This window comes from Collinsella sp. Sow4_E3 (assembly GCF_052116285.1).
In the GTDB taxonomy this organism is placed as follows: Bacteria; Actinomycetota; Coriobacteriia; order Coriobacteriales; family Coriobacteriaceae; genus Collinsella.
In genome coordinates, this window is the sequence record NZ_JBQKLJ010000004.1 from 1 (window position 1) to 23664 (window position 23664).

General features: G+C 58.9%; 19 protein-coding genes. 17 read left to right on the plus strand and 2 right to left on the minus strand.

What is annotated here, in order from left to right:
- Positions 1-232 precede the first annotated feature (232 nt).
- Complete coding sequence (locus ACTQ48_RS03985; RefSeq protein WP_441570187.1) at positions 233-907, minus strand: hypothetical protein; 675 nt, start codon at positions 905-907, stop codon at positions 233-235.
- An 859-nt stretch (positions 908-1766) separates the two neighbouring features.
- On the opposite strand from ACTQ48_RS03985, the gene ACTQ48_RS03990 reads away from it, so the two are divergent.
- The 14 genes from ACTQ48_RS03990 (at position 1767) to ACTQ48_RS04055 (ending at position 17926) form a co-directional block, all read left to right on the plus strand.
- Positions 1767-2279: a hypothetical protein gene (locus tag ACTQ48_RS03990; RefSeq protein WP_441570188.1), complete on the plus strand. Its 513-nt coding sequence runs from the start codon at positions 1767-1769 to the stop codon at positions 2277-2279.
- The gene (locus tag ACTQ48_RS03995) at positions 2266-3165 is read left to right on the plus strand and encodes a hypothetical protein (protein ID WP_441570189.1); all 900 of its coding nucleotides are present in this window, start codon (positions 2266-2268) and stop codon (positions 3163-3165) included. Before ACTQ48_RS03990 ends, ACTQ48_RS03995 begins: the two co-directional genes overlap by 14 nt.
- Positions 3166-3614: 449 nt before the next feature.
- Positions 3615-4757, plus strand: coding sequence for an AAA family ATPase (locus tag ACTQ48_RS04000; RefSeq protein ID WP_441570190.1), 1143 nt, complete (start codon positions 3615-3617; stop codon positions 4755-4757).
- A 1-nt stretch (position 4758) separates the two neighbouring features.
- Positions 4759-4920 (plus strand): hypothetical protein, encoded by a 162-nt coding sequence (locus ACTQ48_RS04005; protein ID WP_441570191.1) that lies wholly within the window; start codon positions 4759-4761, stop codon positions 4918-4920.
- Between the two features lie 9 nt (positions 4921-4929).
- The gene (locus ACTQ48_RS04010; protein WP_441570252.1) at positions 4930-5427 is read left to right on the plus strand and encodes an RloB family protein; all 498 of its coding nucleotides are present in this window, start codon (positions 4930-4932) and stop codon (positions 5425-5427) included.
- Between the two features lie 344 nt (positions 5428-5771).
- Positions 5772-7910 carry a DUF4118 domain-containing protein gene (locus ACTQ48_RS04015; RefSeq protein WP_441570192.1) on the plus strand — a complete coding sequence of 713 codons (2139 nt, stop codon included), beginning with the start codon at positions 5772-5774 and terminating at the stop codon, positions 7908-7910.
- Complete coding sequence (locus tag ACTQ48_RS04020; protein ID WP_441570193.1) at positions 7907-8812, plus strand: hypothetical protein; 906 nt, start codon at positions 7907-7909, stop codon at positions 8810-8812. The genes ACTQ48_RS04015 and ACTQ48_RS04020 overlap by 4 nt, the downstream gene beginning before the upstream one ends.
- Entirely contained in the window at positions 8809-10689 is a 1881-nt protein-coding gene (locus ACTQ48_RS04025) for a DUF2194 domain-containing protein (protein ID WP_441570194.1), read from the plus strand. The genes ACTQ48_RS04020 and ACTQ48_RS04025 overlap by 4 nt, the downstream gene beginning before the upstream one ends.
- Positions 10686-12113, plus strand: coding sequence for a GT4 family glycosyltransferase PelF (pelF, locus tag ACTQ48_RS04030; RefSeq protein ID WP_441570195.1), 1428 nt, complete (start codon positions 10686-10688; stop codon positions 12111-12113). The genes ACTQ48_RS04025 and pelF overlap by 4 nt, the downstream gene beginning before the upstream one ends.
- A 3-nt stretch (positions 12114-12116) precedes the next feature.
- A complete protein-coding gene (gene pelG, locus ACTQ48_RS04035; protein WP_441570196.1) occupies positions 12117-13661 on the plus strand; it encodes an exopolysaccharide Pel transporter PelG in 1545 nt (514 codons plus the stop codon).
- On the plus strand, positions 13651-15420 hold the full coding sequence (locus ACTQ48_RS04040) for a CotH kinase family protein (protein ID WP_441570197.1): 1770 nt from the start codon (positions 13651-13653) through the stop codon (positions 15418-15420). The genes pelG and ACTQ48_RS04040 overlap by 11 nt, the downstream gene beginning before the upstream one ends.
- The gene (locus ACTQ48_RS04045) at positions 15407-16198 is read left to right on the plus strand and encodes a polyphosphate polymerase domain-containing protein (protein ID WP_441570198.1); all 792 of its coding nucleotides are present in this window, start codon (positions 15407-15409) and stop codon (positions 16196-16198) included. Before ACTQ48_RS04040 ends, ACTQ48_RS04045 begins: the two co-directional genes overlap by 14 nt.
- Positions 16199-16201: 3 nt before the next feature.
- Positions 16202-16867 (plus strand): DUF4956 domain-containing protein, encoded by a 666-nt coding sequence (locus ACTQ48_RS04050; RefSeq protein ID WP_441570199.1) that lies wholly within the window; start codon positions 16202-16204, stop codon positions 16865-16867.
- 66 nt (positions 16868-16933) lie between these two features.
- A complete protein-coding gene (locus ACTQ48_RS04055; protein WP_441570200.1) occupies positions 16934-17926 on the plus strand; it encodes a PLP-dependent transferase in 993 nt (330 codons plus the stop codon).
- A 101-nt stretch (positions 17927-18027) separates the two neighbouring features.
- Here ACTQ48_RS04055 and ACTQ48_RS04060 read toward each other — a convergent pair whose 3' ends face one another.
- The gene (locus ACTQ48_RS04060; RefSeq protein ID WP_427794685.1) at positions 18028-18372 is read right to left on the minus strand and encodes a winged helix-turn-helix domain-containing protein; all 345 of its coding nucleotides are present in this window, start codon (positions 18370-18372) and stop codon (positions 18028-18030) included.
- Positions 18373-18565: 193 nt separating this feature from the next.
- Between ACTQ48_RS04060 and ACTQ48_RS04065 the strand changes: the two genes are divergently transcribed.
- The 3 genes from ACTQ48_RS04065 (at position 18566) to rimP (ending at position 23664) form a co-directional block, all read left to right on the plus strand.
- On the plus strand, positions 18566-20077 hold the full coding sequence (locus ACTQ48_RS04065; protein ID WP_441570201.1) for an IMP dehydrogenase: 1512 nt from the start codon (positions 18566-18568) through the stop codon (positions 20075-20077).
- A gap of 259 nt (positions 20078-20336) precedes the next feature.
- Positions 20337-22913, plus strand: a complete 2577-nt coding sequence (gene leuS, locus ACTQ48_RS04070; RefSeq protein WP_427747319.1) for a leucine--tRNA ligase — start codon at positions 20337-20339, stop codon at positions 22911-22913.
- A 256-nt stretch (positions 22914-23169) separates the two neighbouring features.
- Entirely contained in the window at positions 23170-23664 is a 495-nt protein-coding gene (gene rimP / locus ACTQ48_RS04075) for a ribosome maturation factor RimP (protein WP_441068673.1), read from the plus strand.

Here is a 23664-nt window from a genome sequence, read left to right on the forward strand (position 1 = left end):
TTAGTGTATGTGTGTGTCCAGCGCACCTCCAGGGACGCCGCCCCCCCGCCCCCCCCCCCCCCCCCCCCCCCCCCCGCCCCTGCTATTCAAAGAAGCTCGGAAGCCTCTATGCGTCTGTGCAAAAGCGCGTGAACGAGCTCATCTCTTGAGCTCCCAAGAAATTCGCGAGCGCATCAACTCGGGCGTGGCCACCCTGCTGGCCGCGCCCCTCCGCATCGCACTGCTGCTGGTTTTACCATTTCTGATTTGGGATAGGCACCTTCGCTAGCTCCATGCAAGTGAATTGTGGTCCCACGTGGATTCTTTGGGCCCGATCGCGAGCGCGGGCCCGAAGGCTGTAGTAGCTGGCCCATGCCTGGCGCGGCGGGTCGCAGACGCTTTCCTGGCTGCCGCCGTCCCAATAGGTGGGCACGTCCATGCGCGCCTTGGCCTGGGACGAGCCGTTGGTTTGGGTTACGTGGAAGGTCGTCGCGGTGCCCGCGGGGGCGTCGTTCCACGATACGGTGAAGGTGACGCCGTTTTGGCTTGCCGTGGCGGAGTGGGCATAGCCGGTTTCTGCTGCAACGGAGATCGCCTCGGGCGTGCCGTTGGTTTGGGCGCGGAGGGATGGGGTGGGGGCTGTGGTGGCCGTGTTGGTTGCGGCGGCGGTGGCGTCAGCGTTTTCCGTGTCGGCTGTGCTGGTGCCGGTGGATGTTGCGGTGCTGTCCTCTTCGGTATCTGATGCCGTATTTGTGTTGGTGCCGTCTTCAGCCTTGTCTGTGTCGCTGCTCGTAGCGTCGGCTTGCGCTTGCTGCTCGGCTGTTGTCCGAGGCTGGATGGCTTCCGCAATGGCTGTCATGGGCAACGTCGCGCTGACCATGGACGTGCACGCGATCGCGCAGAGCAGGTAGTAAAGGGGTCGTTTCATAGCGGAGCCTCTCGGTGAGCAGCCAATAGGGTTCGAAGGCAGCTCCAGGCCAGCACTCCGCACATATTTTGTTGCGGTTTATTTTACGGGAACCCCAGTCAACATTAGCGAACTTTCTGGGGAATGTTGGGGAGGGGAGAGGGCGGCGGGCCCGATTTGGTCCCCGGCGGCGTCCCGCCCGCGCTTCGCTGACTATGCGCGATGCGGTAACTTCAACATGGGGGCGCCTTGCGCCTCTTCGAGACTCGACACAGAGACCTTCCGGGAAAAGCCTACGAGGCTGCCGCCTAGGCTGATTGCGGCTGACGACCGGACAATAAGCGAGTGTCTCAACATGTTGGTCAAGCAAAATCTTTTGTTAATTTGGAACAGGTATTCGATATGTATGGGCTTTCACCGTGTGTAAACACGCGTAGCCCAGTTTGAATTTATGCAGGTCAACAAAGCTGCCTCTAGGGTGGATCAGACGGCTCGCTTATTTCTGTTTATTTTGCTACAAAACTTTAATCGTATCTACCTGCTAAAACACAACATCTTGTGTTCAGTTTCAAAATACAATACAGGATATAGATTGTGTTTACGGCTACAATTAATCTAACGTGAAACGTCGTTTCCCCACTACAACTTAATTGTTCGAAAGGAGCTGGATGGGATAGCTGTCAAAATTGAGGCCATGTTGATGGTCCACTAAGTTTATATAGGGGCGTGTGCGCTTATTGGTCAACAGCAGTATGCGCCCCAGTTTGTTCAAATCATTTCCAAATAGCTTTTTTTCAAGAACCTGACACTTGTGTGGCAGGGCGGGTTAGTCCGTAAAAAATTCGAGGGATGGTTTTTGGATTCTTGGAGGTGCGTTATTTTGGCCAATAACTATCTAGATAATATTCTTGGGAAAATCTCTGCGTACGATCTGTTCAATGTGCTCATTCCGGGCGCACTTGTAACATATTCCGTCAGCCAGATGTCGATGGGCAGTTGTATTGACTGCTCTAACTGGCTCGCACTATTTGTGATGAGTTATGTTCTCGGTCTTATTGCGTCGCGGATTGGCTCTCTTTGCATTGAGCCGTTGGTCCGCAAAATGAAATCGACCGGAAAGCGGGACTATTCTGCCTTTGCGTATGCTCAGAAACGCGATCCAAAGGTCGAGCAGCTCTTAATGATTTCAAACATGTATCGCAGCCTGGCGGGGGCTGGTGTTCTGCTCGTCATTATCCTGCTTGCGTCATTGTTGCCGGAATCTCATTGGCTTCCTGCGGCGCTGTGCTCTTTTGTCGCCTTATTTGTTGCTTCCTGGGTCAAGCAAGAGCGGTATGTGGAAAAACGAATCAACTTCAATCTTGAGGAAGGTGATAATCATGAGCGAGATTAAGTCTCTGTCCGTTGGTAACGGCGACATGTTTTATATCAATCACAATTCTGATAACTTCAGCATGATTGACTGTAATATTACCGATGAGCGTAAGTCGGAAATCCTTGATGAGATTAAAAACCTTGCAGGTAATAAGGGTATAGTGCGTTTTATTAGCACACATCCGGACCAAGATCATATTCAGGGTATTGAGTATCTTGATGAGCTTAAGCTCATTCCGAATTTTTATTACGTTGACAATGATGTCTCTAAGTCCACGGAGACTGAGAGTTTTAAAAAGTACAAAGATCTGAAGGGGTCGTCTTGCGCCTACAAAATATACAAGGGGTGTAAGCGTAAATGGATGAACGTTTCTGATAGTGAGCGCGGCTCTGCTGGGATTAGCGTCCTCTGGCCTGATGAGAATAATGAGACCTTCCAGGATGCTTTGCGGGATGCAGAAAGCTCTGATAAACCCAATAATATTAGTCCTGCGATTCTCTACTCGCTTGAGGAAGGGGTCCGTGCACTTTGGCTTGGTGACATGGTGAATGACTACATGGTGGCGATCGAAGACGACATTGAGCTCTCGCCTGTGGATATTCTTTTTGCGCCGCATCATGGTCGGAAGTCCGGTCGCGTTCCTAAGACATGGCTAGATAAGTTGGAACCTCGGCTGATCGTTGTGGGAGAAGCCCCGTCAGACGAGCTTGAGTACTATTCGAATTACAATACCCTGACTCAGAACAGCGCTGGCGATATTTTGTTCTGTTGCGAGACCGGTAAGACTCATGTTTACGTTGGATGTCCTTCTTACAGCGTCCATTTCTTGGGTGATGACCCTAATGCTCCGCGAGTGAAGGGCGTGCTGCATTATTTGGGCTCTTTTGATTGCGGTGACCGTTAGCCTCTCGGTTGCCTGCTACCGCTTCCTTCGTCTAGATTGTATTTATGGTCTGTCTGCACTTTTGCCGGACAGCCTAGACGTGCCCTTCCGTCTCATTGAGATGGTGTAGGATATCGACCTGTAATACAAAAGCTCTTCCGGAGCTTTAAGGGTGACGCTTTCGACAAGAGAGTGTTGCCCTTTTTTCATGCATGTAATGTTTGACGTGCTGGCTAAGCGCCATTCAGGCAATGGAATGCTTGAGTGTGGGTGGTTTGACACTTTACGTCTGCTGTCGCGGCTGCAGCAAGCGCTTGATTTAGCATACTTAAAGTCTATAATCAAAGAAAAACTCTGATATCCTTTTTAAAACAATGAAGGGAATGTTGAGGACAATGCTTTGTCAGTTTTCCTTCAGGAACTATAGATCCTATCGCGACGAGGCGGAGCTTTCCATGCAGGCGACGCCGATGAAGGAGTTTGATCGTTCCCTCATCGAGTGTCCAGATGGGCAGAGTTTCCTTCCGGTGGCTGCGGTGTACGGGCCCAACGCCGGCGGCAAGTCTAACCTGCTTGAGGCTCTCGACTACGTTCGTTCGGCGGTGGCCAGACCGATCAGATTACTATCCGCCAGCGCTGATGCACCAGAGGGTGATCGTCCATCGATACCCCGTTGTTCTGCGTTCGGGTTCGATGACGTGTCTGCTGCCGAGCCCACTGAGTTCGAGCTCTACTACCGCGCTGGCGACCACGAGTACCGCTATGCCTTGTCCGTACACGCCGATGAGATCGTGTCCGAAGGGCTGTGGCGGCGTAAATTGGGAGCTTCGCGTACGGCAATGTTGTTCGAGCGCGAGGGTGCTGAGGTCGAGCTCGGTCCCACGCTGCGCAAACTTGTTACGGCTGCGAGATTCAACCCGAGTCTGCCGTACCTGTCGTTCCTCTGTATCAACTTTGACGCGCCGGTGATCAAGGAGGCTGCCAGCTGGTTTCTTGATGGCGTGTTCCTGAACTACAACAGCTCTTACCTGGAGCGGATGCTCGAGCAATTGCTAGACGAGGCGGAGTCGCCCGAGGTCGCGCGTTTTCTGCGCGCCGTCGACGTACGCATCGATGGCTTTAGGGTGGAGAAGGCCCCGGAATGGCGCGGCCAGCGCGTCTTTGTGAGGCACGAGGTGGACGGCAAGGGCTATGAGCTGCGCCTTTCTGAGGAGTCAGCCGGCACACAGAAGCTCATGGGGCTAGCTGCATATCTGATGACTGCGCTGGAGCGCGGTGCTACCGTTGTGGTCGACGAACTTGACGCCAAACTGCACCCGAAGCTTCTTCGCTATGTGATTCTGCTGTTTAAGGATCCTGAGGTCAACAAGAGCGGCGCGCAGCTCATCTTCTCGTCCCAGGACGTATCCACAATGCGAAACGACGTGTTCCGCCGCGACGAGATATGGTTTGCCGCACGCGGCGAGGGGGAGGCGAGCCAACTGTGGTCGCTCGCCGACATCCACGAGGCTAATGGCAACTTGGTTAGCAAGAACGCTGCTTTCGATAAGCAGTACCTGTCTGGTCGTTACGGTGCCGACCCGTATCTCACCCGCATCGAGGAGTGGGATTAACATGGCGGCGAAGAAGTCGAAGGTCTGGCGTAGTGGCAAACGCGAGGTTCGCCCGCGCATGGTGCAGATGACGCGCCACCTCGTGGTGACCGAGGGCAAGGAGACTGAGCCTCGCTACTTCGAGGGCGTGCGTGCTGCTTTGTGCGCGGCAAACGAACGCTAGGTTGCCGTTATCGTTAAGGGAACGGGCAAACACACGCTCGACCTGCTTGACTTCGCTGTCGAACACTGCCGCTATGCCCCCGAGACGTTCGACCACGTGTGGCTTGTGTATGACAAGGATGACTTCCCTGCGTCCGACTTTGATGCGATGGAGTGCAAGTGCAACGAGCTCTCCGATGGTTCGAGGACCTTCCACGCGTTGTGGTCGAACCCCTGCTTCGAGCTGTGGCCGCTTCTGCACTTTCGTTATACAACCGCCCCCATGTCGGCCGCAGAGTGCCAGCGTAGCCTCGCTCAAGCGATGTCTAAAGACCTGGGCATAGAGTACCGCAAGAACTTGGCAGGGCTGTTCGACGTGGTGGACGGCAAACGAGGCGAGGCGTTGCAGCGTGCTGGGCGCCTCGTCACATACCATAGGGGGCTGGGTAACGTTAAGCCATCTTCGCAAAACCCTGCAACCAAGGTGGGCGAAATATTCGATGTAATCGGGCCGTATCTGGTTGGCTAGTCGAGTCTGTGGATTGGCTTTCCGGTTAGGGCGATTGGCGGATTGTGATGCGCTATTGCAAATCCTGTGCGTAGGAGAAGTGCGGAGAAAAATCGAAACTCGCCGAGCATAGCCCGATTTTAGGCAACAAAACCGCAGGCCGCTGCTGCCTAAAACCGGGTCTGGTCGGCAGATCTCGGTTTTTCACCGCACCCCCGATTGGGCGCTCATTCAGCACCCTCGTCGCCCCCACATCCTCTGAAGATGTTCTTAAAACTGCCTTAAAGGCGTCCCGGCTCGCGTTGACGGCGTACAATACGCATGTTTGACTATGGCAAATATGGAATTAAGGGGAGGGGTGCGCCATGGAGGTGCTGGTTGTTGGCAACACCGCATATGTTGACGATGACTTTTGTGCCAAGGCGTTCCCCGGGGACCATGTTAAGGTCGTCGCTGCCGCGGAAGCGCGCCGCGATGAATCGTCGCCCCATGCCTCGTGGAATGAGCTCATCCAGCACTTGGAGCAGGCCTACGAGTTCGACCGGGTGGTCTACCTATCCAATTACCTTACCCCGCATACCGATATCGTGGGCGATATCGAGCTGCTGCGCTCGGTCTTTCGTGCGTGCGCGGGTCGCCGGGTCCAGCTGCTGTATGTAGCGGGGCCCGTGGGTGCCGCGGGTGCCGCCGATACCATGGGGCGAACGGGCAAGGGCATTATCGCGCGCGCAGCCAACGACCTGTGCCGCTACTACGCTGCTTGCGAGGGCGTTCAAACCAAGATCCTGCGCGTGCCGTTCCTGTATACCGCGTCTGCCGCGCTGGATGATCCGTTTTTGGTGCCGCTGTTCGACGCGTGCTCAACCGGATCGGTCGCTTTGCAGGGCGCGGAGGACGCGCCGTTTCCGCTGCTGTGTGCCGAGGAGCTCGCGGTGCTGGTGCATCGCATCTTTGACAGCTGGGATGCCTCCTTTGAGACGCTCGACGTTGCCGATACCTTTCATCACACGTCAGGTGAGGTGGGCGAGGCCCTCAAGGCGCTGTTCCCAGGGCTCTCAGTTGCCTATGGCGATTCTGCCGGCTATGCCCTGTCCGTCAGCGACATCGTTCGCGTTCGCTATGGCTGGTTTCAGCGCTACGACCCGTTTCGTGATCTTTCGACCATTCATGCTCGCTGGGATGCGGGCCGCGCAGGGAAGGTCAACCCCTTGCGCTCCGCTATCGACCGCATCCAGATGCACACGCTGCCTATTAAATGCCTGGAGACGGGCGTCGCCTGGGTCCTGTTCGAGGTGCTGGAGTATTTGTTCTCGCAATCTGCCCAGCTCAACGTGCTCGATTATCGCCTGCTCTACGTCGTGCTCATCGGCACGCTGTATGGCTTGGACTTTGGTCTGGCTGCGGCGCTGCTGGCATCGGTGGGTTTGGCTGTGAGCTACTTTACCCAGTATGGCTATACCTTCCAGGGCCTCTTTTACGAGCCGTCCAACTGGCTGCCGTTTATCGCGTACTTTGTGGTGGGTGCCGTATGCGGCTACGTGCAGCTGCGCAACAACGAGGCCATTAAGGTGGAGCGCGACCAAAACGAGCTCGTGCGTAATCGCAATACGTTCCTCACGCAGCTCTATCACGATGCTATCGAGGACAAGCGCACCTACAAGCGCCAGATTGTGGGGCGTCACGATAGCTTTGGCAAGATCTTTGCCGTGACGCAAGAGCTCGACGTGCTCAACCCGCGCGACATCTACCGCAAGTGCTGTGAGCTCATGGGTGAGATTCTCGAAAACAATTCGGTGACGATCTACCACGTTTCGGGCGGGGCGTTTGCACGTCTGGTGGCGGCGAGTCCCGTGATTGCCGAAGACGCCATGCGCTCGCTCACGCTTGAGCAACTTGCACCCCTTTTGGGCGGCGGGGGTCGTTCGAACCTGTGGGTCAATCGCGAGCTGACGCCGGGGCTTCCCATGTTTGGATATACGATCGAGCGTGACGGGGCGCCCGCCGTGTTGATTTTTGTGCGTCGTGCGGCCGAGAACCAAATGACGCTCTATTACCAAAACCTGTTCCGCATCTTGTGCGGCCTGGTCGAAAGCGCGCTGGGCCGTGCCTTTGACTATGAGGCGGTGGCGCAGGATAAACGCTGCGTCGATGGCACGTGCGTGCTCAAGCAGGCGGCCTTTGGTCAAGAGCTCGCGGCCGAGCAGGCGCTGTCGGATGGCAAGATGGGCAGCTTTTTGCTCCTGCGCGTGGTGCCGGGCATGGAGCCTGTCGGCGAGCTGGTGGGCGCAATTGGGTCGGCAATCCGCGAGAGCGATGCGGCGGGCCTGGTCGACGGTGACGTGCTTTACCTGCTTATGCGCCAGGCAAAGGCGTGCGACCTCCCCATTATCCGCGAGCGCCTGAGCGCGAAGCGGATTGCGGTGGAGCCCGTCGACGGCGAGGACATCGTGGCGCTTCTGCAGCACATCGCTGACACCGGTGACGGTGAGGGGGATGTCGCTTGATCTCGCTTGTCGTTGCTGCCGTCTTGCTGCTGATTCATGCGCTGGTTTGCCTGGTGTTGTGGACGCTTATGAAGTTGGGCCTGCTGCCGGTGCGCGGGCATATGCTGGCCGTGATGGTACTCGTGCCGTTGTGGGGACCGCTGCTGGTGGTGCTGCTTATCACGCGTAGCGCCGTGTTTGGCACGGACCTTAAGGACGCCACGCTAGAGTCGCTGCGCATTAACGACGAGCTGCATCGCAGCATCTTGGTGCACGACCGTGAAGCCGATGCGGGCGTGATCCCGCTCGAGGAGGCGCTCATCGTCAACGACCCGGCAGACCGGCGCCGCCTCATGCTCTCCATGCTTACCGAGGAGCCCGATGCGTATCTGGCGCAGCTGCAGGCGGCTAAGCTGAACGACGACGTTGAAGTGGCGCACTATGCCGCGACGGCGGTGGCGCAGATCTCCAAGGAGTCCGACCTTAAACTGCAGCAGCTGGAGCGCGCCTTTAAGACCGACCCGAGCGCGCAAAACCTCAACGAATACTGCGATTTTCTTGGTGAGTATTTAGACTCGGGTTTGGCTGAGGGGCGCGTGGCTCGGATTCAGCGTCAACAGTACGCACGTCTGCTTGCGCGCCGCTGCGAGCGCGAGGACACCTTTGAGCTGCGTATTCGGTATGCCGCGGCGCTGGCCGATGTCGACCAGATCGACGAGGCGCAGGCCGTGACCGACCAGCTCGTGCTCGACGCGCCCGAGGAGCAGGAGGTTTGGATGCTTTGCCTGCGCCTGGCCGTGATGCGCCGCGACGGTGACGAGGTCCACCGCGTGATCGATGCGATCGACAAACAGCATGTGTACTTGAGCGCCGCCAACCGCGAGGAGCTGGCTTTTTGGCGCGACGGGGAGGAGGCCCGATGAGCGTGGTGCAGCATATCCGCGACCGTGCGGGCCATTTTCGCTGGATGGGCCTGCTCGTGGTGTGGGCGGTCTTTATTGCCATGGCCGCCGTGCTGCTGGTGGAGCGTGCCGGCGTGCAGTACAGTGCGGGCCAGCATAAGCTGGGGATGCTTGCCGCCAACGATGCGGTGCCGGCCTCCTCGGCAATATTTGGTCAAAAGCCCACGTGCCTGGTCATTACCGATTCCGATCAGACGGGCGTCGAGGACGTAAAGGAGCAGTTCGACCAGATTCTGCTCGACATGAAGATCGCGCACCGCGACGTGGACCTTGCCCTGGACGGCGCGGATGCGATTCCCTCACTCACGTCGTTTGACCGCGTGATTGTGCTTATGCCATCCCTCGATGCGCTGGGCACGCACCTCACCGACCTGATGAGCTGGGTGAATGCCGGCGGCTCGCTCATGCTGGGTATGACGCCGGAGAACTCCGGCTATATGCAAGCCGTTGCACCCAAGTTTGGCATCGATACCGTTGGATATGAGTACACCACGGCAGAAAGTATCGTCCCGAGCAAGGACTTTATGATCGGTGGTGGCCAGCGCTACGAGTTATCGGACCCCTTTAAATCGTCACTGCTGGTTTCGCTGCGCGAGACGGCGCACGTGTGGGCCAAAACCGGCGATACGGGTACGCCCCTTGTTTGGTCGAGCGATTGCGGCAGCGGACATACCGTGGTGTGCAACTTTGGCATTTACAGCAAGGTCATGCGTGGCTTTTACGCTGCGGCAATCAGCCTTTTGGGCGATGCCACGGCATATCCGGTCATCAATGGCGCCGTGTTCTACCTGGACGACTTTCCCAGCCCCGTGCCTTCGGGCGACAGCTCCTATATTAAACGCGACTACGGGCTTTCCGTCGCCGACTTTTATGCCAAGGTCTGGTGGCCCGATCTGCAAAAGCTCGCGCAAAAATACGACATTCGCTACACGGGCGCGATGATCGAGAACTACGAGGCCGCTGTCAACCAGACCGAGCCCGTGCGTCAGGCGGATACAGCACAGTTCCGCTATTTTGGCGGCATGCTGCTGCAAATGGGCGGAGAGCTGGGCTTTTGCGGCTACAACCATCAGCCGCTGGCGCTCTGGGATACCGACTATGGCACGCTGTACGACTACAAGACGTGGAAGAACAAGGAGACGCTTGTTGCATCGCTTAATGAGCTTATCGCCTTTCAGGACGAGGTGCTGCCCAACGCGCAGGGATCGGTCTACGTGCCGCCGTCAAATATCCTTTCGGCCCGTGCGCGCAAGCTTATCGGCACCGATGTTCCGCGCATTAAGACCATCGCCAGTACTTATTTTGAGGACGGCACCGACCTTCCGTACGTGCAGGAGTTTGGTGTGTCGAGCGATGGCATCGTGGAGCAGCCTCGTATAGTCTCGGGCGGCATGGTCGACGATACCTACATGCGTCTGGCCGCCGTGTCCGAGCTCAACATGCACTATGTGAGCACGCACTTTATTAACCCGGACGATATGCTCGATCCCGATCGCGGCGCCAAGGAGGGCTGGAAGGTCTATAAGGGCGGCCTAACTGACTACCTGGACTGGTTGACCACGTCCGCACCCGACCTGCGCCACCAGACGGCATCGGAGTGCTCGGGCGCCATTCAGCGCTTTTCGTCGGTGACGGTGGATGTGGATACCAGCGCGGATGCCTGGACGCTTAGTCTGGGCAATTTCCACGACGAGGCGTGGCTCATGTTCCGCGCCAACAACGGTGAGCCGGGTTCAGTCACGGGTGGCGAGATTACGCATCTGACGGGCGACCTGTACCTGGTCAAAGCCACGGACAAGACGGTGACCATTGCGCGCAAGGAGGGTAGCGGTCAATGAGAATCTGTTTGGTGCTCGAGGGCTGCTACCCCTATGTGTACGGCGGCGTATCTAGCTGGATGCACGGCTACATTACCGCTATGCCCGAGCACGAGTTTGTGCTATGGGTGATTGGCGCGCATGCGGCCGACCGCGGCAAGTTTGTCTACGAGCTGCCCGGCAACGTGGTCGAGGTACACGAGGTGTTTCTGGACGACGCTCTGCATCTTTCGGGCGAGCAGGAAGAGGTGGACTTTAACGACCGCGAGCGCGAGGCGCTGCGCCGCCTGGTGTCGCTTTCCAATCCGGATTGGGACGTGCTGTTCGATATCTTCCAGCGTCGCCGCGTGCATCCACTCTCGTTTTTGCAGAGCCGCACGTTTATGGATATTTTCCGCGACGTGTGTCTGACAGAGTACCCCTACACGCCCTTTGCCGATGCATTCCACACCATGCGCTCTATGCTGCTGCCCGTGCTCTACCTGCTGGGCAGTGAGGTGCCGGTGGCCGATGTGTACCACGCCATCTCGACCGGCTACGGCGGCCTGCTCGCTTGCCTGGGCTCTAGCGTTTCCCATGCACCGGTGCTGCTCACCGAGCACGGTATCTATACCCGCGAGCGCGAGGAGGAGATCATTCGCGCCGATTGGGTGGTGCCGTCGTTTAAGGACCGCTGGATTCGCTATTTCTACCTGCTTTCGGAGGAGATCTACCGCCGCGCCTTCCGCGTGACGAGCCTGTTTCACAATGCACGCAAGACGCAGATCGATATGGGCTGCGACGCGGATAAATGCCTGGTCATACCCAACGGCATCCAGTTCGACCGCTTTAAGGGCATTCCCTTAAAGCCCGATGACGGCTGGGTGGACATTGGCGCGGTGGTGCGCCTGGCGCCCATTAAGGACGTCAAGACCATGATCTATGCCTTCTTTGAGCTGCACGAGCGCGTCCCTAAGGTGCGCCTGCATATCATGGGCGGCGTGGACGACGAGGAGTACGGCGCCGAGTGCCATGCGCTGGTCGATACCCTGGGCGTGCGCGACCTGATCTTTACCGGCCGCGTCAACGTGGTCGAGTACATGGAAAAGCTGGACTTTACCATTTTGACGAGCATCTCCGAGGGCCAGCCGCTCAGCGTGCTGGAGTCGCTTGCCGCGCGTCGTCCCTGCGTGACGACCGAGGTGGGCTGCTGCCGTGAGCTGCTCGAAGGCGCCCCGGGCGACGACTTTGGCGTGGCGGGATTTGTGACGCCGCCTATGTATCGCAAGGGCTTGGCCGATGCCATGGAGCGCATGTGCGCAAGCCGTGCCCGCCGTATCGAGATGGGGGAGCGCGGCCAGCGTCGCGTTGCCACGTACTTTTTGCACGAGCAGATGCTCGCCAACTATCGCGCGCTGTACGACGAGACGGCGCGTGCGTATGATTTGCCCAGAGAGGGGGAGTAGCCGGTGGCCGGAATCGGTTTTGAGCTCAAACGCCTGTTTAGGCGCAAGGGTCTGTTTGCCACGATGCGCGCCTATGGCTACGCCGGCATTGTGTGCACGGGCCCCATGCTGCTGGGCGTGCTGCTCCAGGTGGGCATCTTGGTGCTGTGCGGTCTGTGGGGTGTGGGCCGCGCCAACCAGGATCTGCTGGTGTGCATGGTGACCTATACGCTGCTGGCGTCGCTCACGCTTACAAGCTTTTTCTCCATGCCGGTCACGCGCTTTTTGGCGGACATGCTCTTTGCCGAGCGCGAAGAAGAGGTCTTGCCCTCGTTTTGGGGTTCCAACGCCATCATGCTGGTTACGGGCACGGCGCTCTACGGCGTCTTTTTGCTGTTTTCGGGCGCCACACTGCTGCAGGGGCTGCTGTGCCTGTGGCTGTTCAACATTATGATCGTCAACTGGAACGGCATGAACTACCTCACCGCTATTAAGGACTACCGTTGCATTCTGTGCAGCTTTGTGGCTGCCATTGGCGTGGCGTGCCTGTGCGCCCTGGCCGCGCTGGCTTTGGGGCTGCCGCCGGTCGAGGGCCTACTGGCGTCAATCGCCCTGGGCTACGGCGTCATGCTCGCCTGGGACGTGGTGCTGCTGTACCGGTATTTTCCGCAGAGCGACCGCAGCCCCTGGCTCTTTTTGCGCTGGCTCGATCAGTTTATGCCGCTGGCGCTCACGGGCCTGTTTACCAACCTGGGGCTCTTTGCGCACCTGGTAATTATTTGGGCCGGCCCCATTGGCGTGCAGGTCAAGGGCTTGTTTTATGGCGCGCCCTACCACGATGTACCGGCGCTCATCGCGTTTTTGACGGTCCTGGTCACGACCGTCAACTTTGTGGTCTCGGTCGAGGTCAACTTTTATCCGCGCTACCGCGACTACTACAGCCTGTTCAACGACGGTGGCGTGGTGGGCGATATTGTGGTGGCCGAGGAGGAGATGCTCTCCACGCTCAACAGCGAACTGCGCTTTTGCGCGCTCAAGCAGCTGTTTGTGACGGCGGCGGTCATCTCGCTCGAGACCACGGTGCTCTCGGCCCTGCCGCTGGGCTTTAACAGTCTTATGCACGGGTATTTTCGCACGCTATGCGTGGGCTATGGCCTGTATGCCGTGGGCAATACGGTGATGCTCATCTTGCTGTACTTTACCGACTACAAGGGGGCCGTGCTGGCCTCGGGCCTGTTTGCCGGTGTGGCGGGGCTGGCGACTGCCGTGTCGCTGCTCTTGCCGCAGCAGTTTTACGGCTTTGGCTTTTTGTTGGGTGCGGCGGTGTTTTTTATCGTGGCGCTGATGCGGCTCGATACCTATACTGCCAACTTGCCGTATCGTATTCTGAGTCAACAGCCCATGGTGGCGACCGACAAGACGGGTCGCTTTACACAGCTGGGCCGCTGGCTCGACCGTGCCGAGCGGCGCTATGAGGAAGCCCGCCATAAGGGCGAGCCGCACGGCGCTTTTGAACGCACGGTGGTCCGTGTGTATCGCAACCTTTGGGGAGGTTCTGATGACCGATAGGATGATGTCTCGCCGTCGCCTGATTGAAGCGGCTGCCGGTGCGCTGTTGCTTTCGGGCTGCTCGGTGCAGGAAGACTCCTCGACCAAAAAGGTCAAAAAGCAGGGCAAGATTAACAAGGCCGAGGCCTCCGGCCAGTCCAAGCACCTGCGCGATAAGGACGAACTGTACGAGGTCTACGACGACTCGGGCATTGTGACCATGTACCTGACGGTCTCGCGCGGCAACAGCTCCGAGAACACCGACCACAGCTGGGCCGAGATCAACACGTACTCGGTGTACGACTATGCCGACATGGGTGCGGCGCGCTATCAGGTTATGGGCCTTTTGCAGGCGGGCGACGAAGACGGCCCAGTTGCCGGCGAGGTTGGCTATGGCGAGGAAGCGCCCAATGCTACCGTGCAAGTGCGCGGTCAGACGTCGAGCCGTTATGCTCAGAAAAATTACAAGGTGGAGCTCAAAAAGGGCAAGGGTACCTGGCGCCAGCAGCGCGCGATTGCGCTTAACAAGCACATGGGCGAGGGCTTGCGCTTCCGTAACAAGATGGCCTACGATCTGATCCGTGGCATTCCCCAGATGATGGGCCTGCGCACGCAGTTTGTGCACCTGTGGGTGTGCGACCAGACCGAAAAGTCCAACGACACCTTTGAGGACTACGGCCTGTTTACACAGGTAGAGCAGCTTAATAAGACGGCGCTTAAGGCACATGGCCTAGATAAGAATGGACACCTGTACAAGTTGAACTTCTTTGAGTTCCGTCGCTATGAGGACATCATTAAGCTTGCCGACGATCCCGATTACAACCAGGCGGCTTTTGAGAGCATGCTCGAGATTAAGGGCGACTCGGACCACACCAAGCTCATCGAGATGCTCGATGCGCTCAACGATGACACTCAAAAGATCGAGGACGTGCTTGCGACCTACTTTGATACCGAGAATCTGGTCTATTGGCTGGCGTTTCAGATCCTGACGGGCAACTGCGATACGCAGAGCCGTAACTGCTATCTGTACAGCCCGCTCAACTCAAATACCTGGTACTTTTTGGCTTGGGATAACGACAGCATGCTGCGTAAGCTTGAGCTGAGCCTGAAGGGGTTCTCGGACTTTGTGAACTGGGAGCGCGGCGTGAGCAACTACTGGGGCAACGTGCTGTTTAACCGCGCGTTGCGCAGTAAGTCGTTCCGCAGCGAACTCGACCGTGCCGTCAAGGACTTGCGCTCGTATTTGACCGAGGAACGTCTGGCCAGGATGATCAAGCACTACCGTGAGGTTACCGAATCCCTGGTCTTTGCCTCGCCCGATATCGACAATCTGCCTGTCACCAAGGACCAATACGAGCAGATCGCCGCGGCGATTCCCTCCGAGATCGAGGAGAACTACAAGAGCTATTGCGAAAGCTATAAAAAGCCCATGCCGTTCTACATTGGCGTGCCGCAGATTGAAAACGGCAAGTTGCGTGTGAACTGGGATGCCGCGTACGACTTTGAGGCGCGCGATATTCGCTATACCGTGGAGCTTGCGCGCGACTACGCCATCAATGACGTGCTTTTTAAGGCCGAGGACGTGCTGCTGCCGGAGGTAACGTGCGATGCGCCCGATACCGGTCAGTACTTTGTGCGCGTGCGTGCCACCAACTCCGACGGCTATACGCAAGATGCGTTTGACTGCTATGTGACCGACGATGGCAAGCAGTACGGCATGAAGTGCTTTTACGTGCAAGACGGCGGTAAGGTCGTGGAGGACACGTATGAGGAGGGCTAGCGCGTTGCTTGAGCGCCTGGCGGCCCCGCCTGCGCGTGCCACGCAGGAGCGTTATCGCCACGAGCTCAAATATCTCATTAACGAGGGCGAGCACGCCGCGCTTGCCTGTCGCATGGCGCCGGTTTTTAAACTGGACAAGCATGCGCGCTCGGGTGGTTACACCATTCGCAGCCTGTACTTTGACGACTACTGCAACTCGGCCTACGAGGAAAAAGACGCCGGTATTCTCATGCGCAAAAAGTATCGCGTGCGCATCTATAACGGCAGCGACAGGGTGATTAAGCTCGAGCGCAAAAAGAAGTACGGCAGTTGGATCTACAAGGAGGACGCGCCGCTCACGCGCGGCGAGTTTGAGCAGATCCTGGCTGGCGACTACGGCTTTTTGCTGAGGAGCCCGCACCAACTCTGCCGCGAGTTCTACATCGAGTGTATCTGCAACATGATGCGCCCGCGGACCATCGTGGACTACGAGCGCGAGCCGTGGGTGATGGATGAGGGCACCGTGCGCATTACGTTTGACATGAACGTGCGTGCCGCGGTGGGTAGCTTTGACATCTTTGACGCGACCTTGCCCGCGCTGCCCGTGCTGGAGCCCGGCAAGCTGGTGATGGAGGTCAAGTTTACCGAGTTTTGTCCGCAGCTGGTGCGCGATATGGTGCCGCCGGGCGCGGCCGAGCTTACGGCGGTCTCCAAGTACTGCCTGTGTTACGAAAAGACCGCCTACCTGCGCGGTTTTGACTACTGGGAATCGGATTTTGAGAACCGAGGGGATATTTAGACCATGAGCACCAGGGACTTTTTTAAGAACTCCGTCTTGGAGGCGTTTGGTCAGGTCGACCCTGCCAAGATCGGCCTGTCGCTGCTCGTGGCGCTCGCCATGGGAATCCTGATCTATTACGTGTACAAGCGCTTTTTTACCGGCGTGGTGTATTCGCGTAGCTTTGCCGTGACGCTCGTGGGCATGTGCGTGCTCACCTGCATGGTCACGCTCGCGATCTCGACAAACGTGGTCATCTCGCTCGGTATGGTCGGTGCTCTGTCCATCGTCCGCTACCGTACGGCGGTCAAGGACCCGCTCGACCTGCTGTATCTGTTTTGGTCCATTACCACGGGCATTACGGCGGGAGCCGGCATGTATGCACTCGTGGGGCTCACGGCAGCAGTGATCATGCTGATGATCGCCGGCTTTGCGAGCCGCCAGGACAAGTCGCGCGTGTACATGATGGTCATTCACTACACGGGCCAGACCGCTGGCGACGATATCGTGCGCGCGTTTGGGCGCACCAAGTTCACCGTTAAGTCCAAGACTATGCGCGGCGACAAGGTGGAGATGGCCGTCGAGGTGTTCTCTGACGGTGTGGATATGCCCTATGCAGACGCCATCCGTGCCCTCGATGGCGTGGAGGACCTAACGCTCATCCAATACAACGGCGAATACCACGGCTAGAACCCTATCGAGTAGATTGGGGAAACATCCGCATCGTGGGCTTTTGTTTTGAAGGGACGGTGTCACGTGGACGCACAACAGCTAGAAGAGGCCTGGGCTGCAAGGGCTGGCGCGCGCGAGGCGCGACTGGTTGCAGCCTCGCATGTGCCGGCGGCGCTTTCGCTTCTGGGGATTGTGCGCCCCGGCGATCGCCTGGTGGCCTTTGCGGATGACTTTGCCGAAGCGTTTGCTTGCGGCTTTGAGGGCTGCGATGTCGTGCTGGTGGGCTCGCCGTCCGCCGAGGCGTTTGCTGCTGCGTCCGAGGGCTTTGATGCTTCGCTTGATGCCGAGGGGCCGCACCTGTGGTGGTTCGTCAACTCCATCGGCGGGCATGGCCTTCGTGTGCCCGATTTGCGCGCTCTGGGTCGGGCGGCTCGCGAGGTCCATGCGCTGCTCGTGGTGGATAACACGGTGGCGTCGGCTTTTGGCTGCAATCCGCTGAGCTTGGGCGCCGTGCTGTCGCTCGAGGCACTCGACCGCGTGTGTGCCGGTAAGGCCCCGCGTAAGCTCGTTGCCGCTTCGGTGGCGCGATCGCAGCTCAAGCGCCATCGTGTGGATGCCGCGGCTGAGTGCGCGCATGCGTTGTTTGCGGGCTGCGGTGCGTCGGCGCTCGATCTTTCTGCTGAGGAGGCCGACGTGCTGGAGCGCGGGCTTTCCTCGCTTAACGCTCGCATGCAGGCGCATTTCGACCGCGCCCGTGCGCTGGCCGAGTATCTGGCCGCGAACGAGATGGTGCGCAACGTGCGCTATCCCGGGCTGAGCTCGCATCCTGACCATGCGGTTGCAACGGGAATCCTCGAGCATGGCTTTGGCCCGGCAGTTGAGTTTGACCTTATCGAGCGTAGCGCGGGAGAGTTGTTCGACGCTTTGCCGGGGGAGTTTCGCACATCGTTCGCCGGCGGTGCAACGACGCGTCTTTCGGCCCCACGTGGCAAGCAGGGGGACACCATCCGCCTCTTCGCCGGCACCGACGATCCCCTGACGGTAGCCGCCGCCCTCGATAACGCCCTCCGACAGTAGCTAATTTGGGACGGGGCTTTTTTAGCTACCCAATGTCAATTTTTGGCTATGAGTTAAGAATGCTCTGGATGGGTAGCTAAAAAAGCCCCGTCCCAAATTAGCTACTCTTTGATGGTGTCGATCAGGTCGTTGGCCCTTGCGGCTATGACCTGGTTTATGTCGGCCTGCAGCTCCTCGTAGGCCGCTATAGCTCGCTCGCCGGCGGGGGTGAGCGAGCTCCCGCGGGCGCCGTCGCGCTCGATGAGCTTGCACCCCAGCTGCCCCTCGGCCTCGTTCACAATGCGCCATGCCTTGGAATAGGCCATGCCCATGCTCTTGGCGGCACGGTTGATCGAGTGTTCGCGGGCGATACCCTGCAGCAGCAAGACGCAGCCGTGGCCGAACACGCCCGGCAGATCTTTGTCGCACGACTGAATGACCAGTTTTGCCGTCGTCTTGTACTCCATGCGCTCCACGTCTCTCCGCTAAAGTGTCTGCTGGGCAAACGCAAAGCCTGCGTTAAACCCTCGTGTGCTCTTCTTAAATCATGCATTGTAGCAGTCAAAGTGCGTTAAGATACTTGCCCAGTATTGGGCGCCCAAGGTTGGGCTGGGTCCTACGAGGCCTGCAGCCGACCGGTCGCATGGAAAAAGGAGAAACATGGCTACGTTCTTTCCCGTTGAGTCCCACACGTTTTCGGAGTATCTGCTGGTCCCTGGTTATTCGTCCTCGCAGTGCATCCCCAACAACGTCTCTCTTAAGACGCCGCTAACCCGCTTTAAGCGCGGCGAGAAGCCGGCAATCACCCTGAACATCCCCATGGTTTCCGCCATCATGCAGTCCGTCTCGGGCGTCGACATGGGTGTCGCGCTTGCTACCGAGGGTGGCCTGTCCTTCATTTACGGTTCCCAGACCCCCGAGTCCGAGGCCGCCATGGTCAAGGCCGTCAAGGATCACAAGGCCGGCTTTGTCCAGTCCGATTCCACGCTGACCCCCGACATGACCATGGAGCAGGTCATCGAGCTCAAGGAGAAGACCGGTCACTCCACCATGCCGGTCACCGACGACGGCACTCCCAAGGGCAAACTCCTGGGTATCGTCACCAGCCGTGACTATCGCCCCAGCCGCGATGACCACCAAAAGAAGGTCTCCGAGTTCATGACCCCGCGTGAGCAGCTCATCGTGGGCGACAAGAACATCAGCCTCAAGGTTGCCAACGACGTCATCTGGGACAACAAGCTCAACGCCCTGCCCATCGTCGACGACAACGATCACCTCATGGGCATCGTCTTCCGCAAGGACTACGACAGCCACAAGACCAACCCCAACGAGCTGCTCGACGGCGACAAGCGCTACATGGTCGGCGCCGGCATCAACACTCGCGACTATGCCGAGCGCGTGCCGCTGCTCATCGAGGCCGGTGCCGATGTCCTGTGCATCGACTCTTCCGAGGGCTTCAGCGAGTGGCAGAAGCGCACCATCGAGTGGATTCGCGCCAACTACGGCGAGGACGTCAAGGTCGGTGCCGGCAACGTCGTTGACGCCGAGGGCTTCCGCTTTTTGGCCGACTGCGGTGCCGACTTTATCAAGGTGGGTATCGGCGGCGGTTCCATCTGCATTACCCGCGAGACCAAGGGTATCGGCCGTGGCCAGGCCACCGCGCTGATCGACGTCTGCCGCGCTCGCGACGAGTACTACGAGGAGACCGGCGTCTACGTGCCCGTGTGCTCCGACGGCGGTATCGTCTACGACTACCACATGACGCTCGCCCTTGCCATGGGTGCCGACTTTATGATGCTGGGCCGTTACTTCGCCCGCTTTGACGAGAGCCCGACCGAGCGCGTCAACGTCAACGGTCAGTACATGAAGGAGTACTGGGGCGAGGGTTCTGCGCGTGCCCGCAACTGGCAGCGCTACGACCTGGGCGGCGCCGCGAAGCTCAGCTTTGTCGAGGGCGTCGACTCCTACGTTCCCTACGCCGGCTCCCTTAAGGACGGCGTGGGCGGCACGCTCTACAAGATCAAGTCCACGATGTGCAACTGCGGTGCCCTCTCGATCCCCGAGCTCCAGGAAAAGGCACGCCTGACCCTGGTGAGCTCGACCTCGATCGTCGAAGGCGGCGCCCACGACGTAGTCGTCAAGGATTCGCAGCAGTCTGTGTCTTATCGATAGGATAAGAGCCGCACATAAAGGTTGAGTTCCAACCTCGTTATTAAGATAAAGCGAGATGCCTGCAAGTCGCAGGCATCTCGCTTGTCGTATTTGCTATCATCAGTCAAGTTAACCTTAGGGTCGGTCGGCTTGGCTTTGTTCGCTACAAGTTCCGCACGCAAAGAAGAGCACTTAATGTGCTCTTCGTCTTGCGCAGGACTGTCCGCAGTAGCGAATAAAGCCAAGCCGACCGACCCCAGCTAAGATTAAAGGAGCTGATATGTGCGATTGCACAGATCATAAGGACGAGATCCCTGCCTACGACGCGCAGGCCATTGAGTCCAAGTGGATGAAGGCCTGGGAGGACTCCAACCTCTTTGCCGTCGACACCGACGCCAGCAAGCCCAAGAAGTACGTGCTCGAGATGTTCCCGTATCCTTCGGGCGACCTGCACATGGGCCACGCGCGCAACTATACCATCGGCGATGCCATGGCCCGTCAGGCCCGCATGCGCGGCTTTGACGTGCTTCATCCCATTGGCTTTGACGCCTTTGGCCTGCCCGCCGAGAACGCCGCCATCAAGCACAACACGCAGGCTGCCGCCTGGACGTATAAGAACATGGACCAGGCGCTCGCCACGATGAAGCGCATGGGCTTCTCCTACGATCTGGATCGCATGGTCAAGACCTGCAGCCCCGACTACTACCGCTGGGGCCAGTGGATCTTTGAGAAGATGTGGGAAAAGGGCCTGGTCTACCGCAAGAAGAACCCGGTCAACTGGTGCCCCAACTGCAAGACCGTTCTGGCCAACGAGCAGGTTACCGAGGGCAAGTGCTGGCGCTGCGGCACCGAGCCCGAGAAGCGCGACCTTGAGCAGTGGTACTACAAGATTACCGAGTACTCCCAGGAGCTGCTCGACGATCTGGAGAAGCTCCCCGGCTGGCCCGAGCGCGTTAAGCAGATGCAGGCCAACTGGATCGGCCGCTCCGAGGGCGCCGAGGTCGACTTTACCCTGTGTGATGCCAACGGCGATCCCATCGAGGGCGACGAGGGCAAGATCACCGTCTTCACCACACGTGCCGACACGCTCTTTGGCGTCTCCTTCTTTGTCCTGGCTCCCGAGTACGCTCGTCTGCACGAGCTCGTCGAGGGCACGGAGTACGAGGAGGCCGTGACCAAGATCGTCGAGGACTCCAAGCATATCTCTGCCGTCGAGCGTGCCCAGGGCACCCTCGAGAAGCACGGTGCTTTTACGGGCCGCTACGTGGTTAACCCCGTCAACGGCGAGAAGGTTCCCGTGTGGGTTGCCGACTATGTCGTTGCCGATTACGGCACCGGCGCCGTCATGGCCGTTCCCTGCGGTGACCAGCGCGACTTTGAGTTTGCCCGCAAGTACGACCTCCCGATCGTCCCGATCATCCTGGACGATGACGACCGCGCTGCCGTCGAGGCCAGTGGCGAGACCATCGATACCTTCCATGCCGAGACCGTCGACTGGGATTGCGCCCACGCTGCCGAGGGCACGCTCGTCCAGTCCGGCAAGTACACCGGCATGCGCGGCGGTAAGCACTCCGAGGGCGAGGCTGCCATCGTGGCCGACCTCGAGGCCATGGGCTGCGGTCGTCGTAAGGTCGAGTTCCGCCTGCGCGACTGGCTCATCAGCCGTCAGCGCTATTGGGGCAACCCCATCCCGGCCATCCATTGCGAGCACTGCGGCATTGTGCCCGTGCCCGAGGACCAGCTGCCGGTGACGCTGCCCGAGAACCTGGACCTGGGCGCCGGCGAGACCCTCGCCGAGTGCAAGGACTTCTACGAGACCACCTGCCCGGTCTGCGGCCGCCCGGCCAAGCGCGAGACCGATACCATGGACACCTTCACCTGCTCCAGCTGGTATTACCTGCGCTATACCGACCCGCACAACACCGAGCTGCCCTTCTCCCGCGAGGCGGCAGACCGTTGGATGCCCGTCGATAACTACATCGGCGGCATCGAGCACGCCATTTTGCACCTGCTCTACAGCCGCTTCTTTACCAAGGCGCTGCGCGACCTGGGTCTGCTCAGCGTGGACGAGCCCTTTACCAACCTGCTGTGCCAGGGCATGGTCAAGGACGAGAACGGCGACACCATGTCCAAGTCCAAGGGCAACGTCGTACCCCCGAGCTCGGTTATCGAGCCCTACGGCGCCGACACCATGCGTCTGGCGATCCTGTTTATCGCCCCGCCCGAGAAGGACTTTGACTGGGATCCCAAGGCCGTCGAGGGTGCCAACCGCTTTATCAAGCGCGCCTGGCGTATCGTGTGGCAGCTTGTCCAGTCGGGTGATGCCAACGTTGCCTTCGACAAGTCCGTGCTCGACGAGACCGCGATGAAGCTCTATCGCGAGCGTCACCGCACCATCGCCAAGTGCACCGAGGACTTCGATCGCGGCCAGTTTAACACCGCGATCTCGGCCGTCATGGAGCTCGTCAACGCGGCGAGCGCCTACCTCAACGCCACCGAGGGCGCATCGCGCGACAAGGCACTGTGCTACGGCGTGGCCAAGGACATCGTGAGCGTCCTTGCCCCCATCTGCCCGTTCTGGGCCGATGAGCTGTGGCACGAGGCACTCGGCTGCGAGGGCAACGCCTACACCGCCGCCTGGCCCGAGTTTGACCTGGCCGAGTCCATCGAGGACACGGTGCAGATCGTCGTCCAGGTGCTCGGTAAGGTCCGCGGCCGCATCGATGTGGCCCGCGATGCCTCCAACGAGGAGATGCAGGCTGCCGCCGAGGCCGCTGTTGCCAAGTGGCTCGAGGGCAAGACGGTCGTCAAGGCCATCTGCGTGCCCGGCAAGCTGGTCAACCTGGTGGTTAAGTAAACCTCGCGCATATAGTTGATGCACAATAGACGAGGGACGATCCGGCTGGGTCGTCCCTCTTTTTGGATATGGATACTTGCGACTACATCCAATTATCCATTTCTTGTGGAGAACCTGTGCTCACGCTGACCTGCGGGTTTGTGCTATGGTTGCACGTTTTCGCAGGTATTGGTATAGTTTGCTTGCAAATGAAGTTGTAATTGAAAGAAGTGGGGTTTCGGCCCCGCTTCTTTTTTGTATGGATGGAGGTGCCGCAATGGTCAAGACCAAGATCGAGCAGGCGATCATCGACGCGCTCGAGGCCGTCGCTCCCCAGCACGATGTCGATATTGTCGACGTTGAGCTCGTGGGTGCCACCAAGGCCCCCTGCGTGCGTGTGCGTATCGAGGGTGCCGAGGGTCAGAGCCTGTCGCTCAACGACGTCACGGCCAACACCAAGTGGGTCGGCGACGTGATTGAGGAGCTCGACCCCATCTCTTCGAGCTATACGCTCGAGGTGTCGAGCCCGGGTATGGCGCGCCCGCTGCGCCGTCCGCGTGACTTTGCCCGCTTTGTGGGCGAGGACTGCGAGCTTTCCTCCACCGCCACCGAGGGCCGTCGCAAGTACTCCGGCAAGATTGCCGCCGCGACCGAGACCAACGTAACCCTCGAGCTCGAGGACGGCGAGTCTGTCACCCTCGATTTTTCCGATGTTAAAAAGTGCAAGTTGAAGCCCGTCTATGACTTCAAGCCCGCGAAGGAAGGAAACTAA

Coding starts and splice junctions, on each gene's coding strand:
- ACTQ48_RS03985 (WP_441570187.1), bottom strand. CDS start 907: ATGAAACGACCCCTTTACTACCTGCTCTGCGCGATCGCGTGCACGTCC.
- ACTQ48_RS03995 (WP_441570189.1), top strand. CDS start 2,266: ATGAGCGAGATTAAGTCTCTGTCCGTTGGTAACGGCGACATGTTTTAT.
- ACTQ48_RS04000 (WP_441570190.1), top strand. CDS start 3,615: ATGAAGGAGTTTGATCGTTCCCTCATCGAGTGTCCAGATGGGCAGAGT.
- ACTQ48_RS04005 (WP_441570191.1), top strand. CDS start 4,759: ATGGCGGCGAAGAAGTCGAAGGTCTGGCGTAGTGGCAAACGCGAGGTT.
- ACTQ48_RS04015 (WP_441570192.1), top strand. CDS start 5,772: ATGGAGGTGCTGGTTGTTGGCAACACCGCATATGTTGACGATGACTTT.
- ACTQ48_RS04025 (WP_441570194.1), top strand. CDS start 8,809: ATGAGCGTGGTGCAGCATATCCGCGACCGTGCGGGCCATTTTCGCTGG.
- pelF (WP_441570195.1), top strand. CDS start 10,686: ATGAGAATCTGTTTGGTGCTCGAGGGCTGCTACCCCTATGTGTACGGC.
- ACTQ48_RS04040 (WP_441570197.1), top strand. CDS start 13,651: ATGACCGATAGGATGATGTCTCGCCGTCGCCTGATTGAAGCGGCTGCC.
- ACTQ48_RS04045 (WP_441570198.1), top strand. CDS start 15,407: ATGAGGAGGGCTAGCGCGTTGCTTGAGCGCCTGGCGGCCCCGCCTGCG.
- ACTQ48_RS04050 (WP_441570199.1), top strand. CDS start 16,202: ATGAGCACCAGGGACTTTTTTAAGAACTCCGTCTTGGAGGCGTTTGGT.
- ACTQ48_RS04060 (WP_427794685.1), bottom strand. CDS start 18,372: ATGGAGTACAAGACGACGGCAAAACTGGTCATTCAGTCGTGCGACAAA.
- ACTQ48_RS04065 (WP_441570201.1), top strand. CDS start 18,566: ATGGCTACGTTCTTTCCCGTTGAGTCCCACACGTTTTCGGAGTATCTG.
- leuS (WP_427747319.1), top strand. CDS start 20,337: ATGTGCGATTGCACAGATCATAAGGACGAGATCCCTGCCTACGACGCG.
- rimP (WP_441068673.1), top strand. CDS start 23,170: ATGGTCAAGACCAAGATCGAGCAGGCGATCATCGACGCGCTCGAGGCC.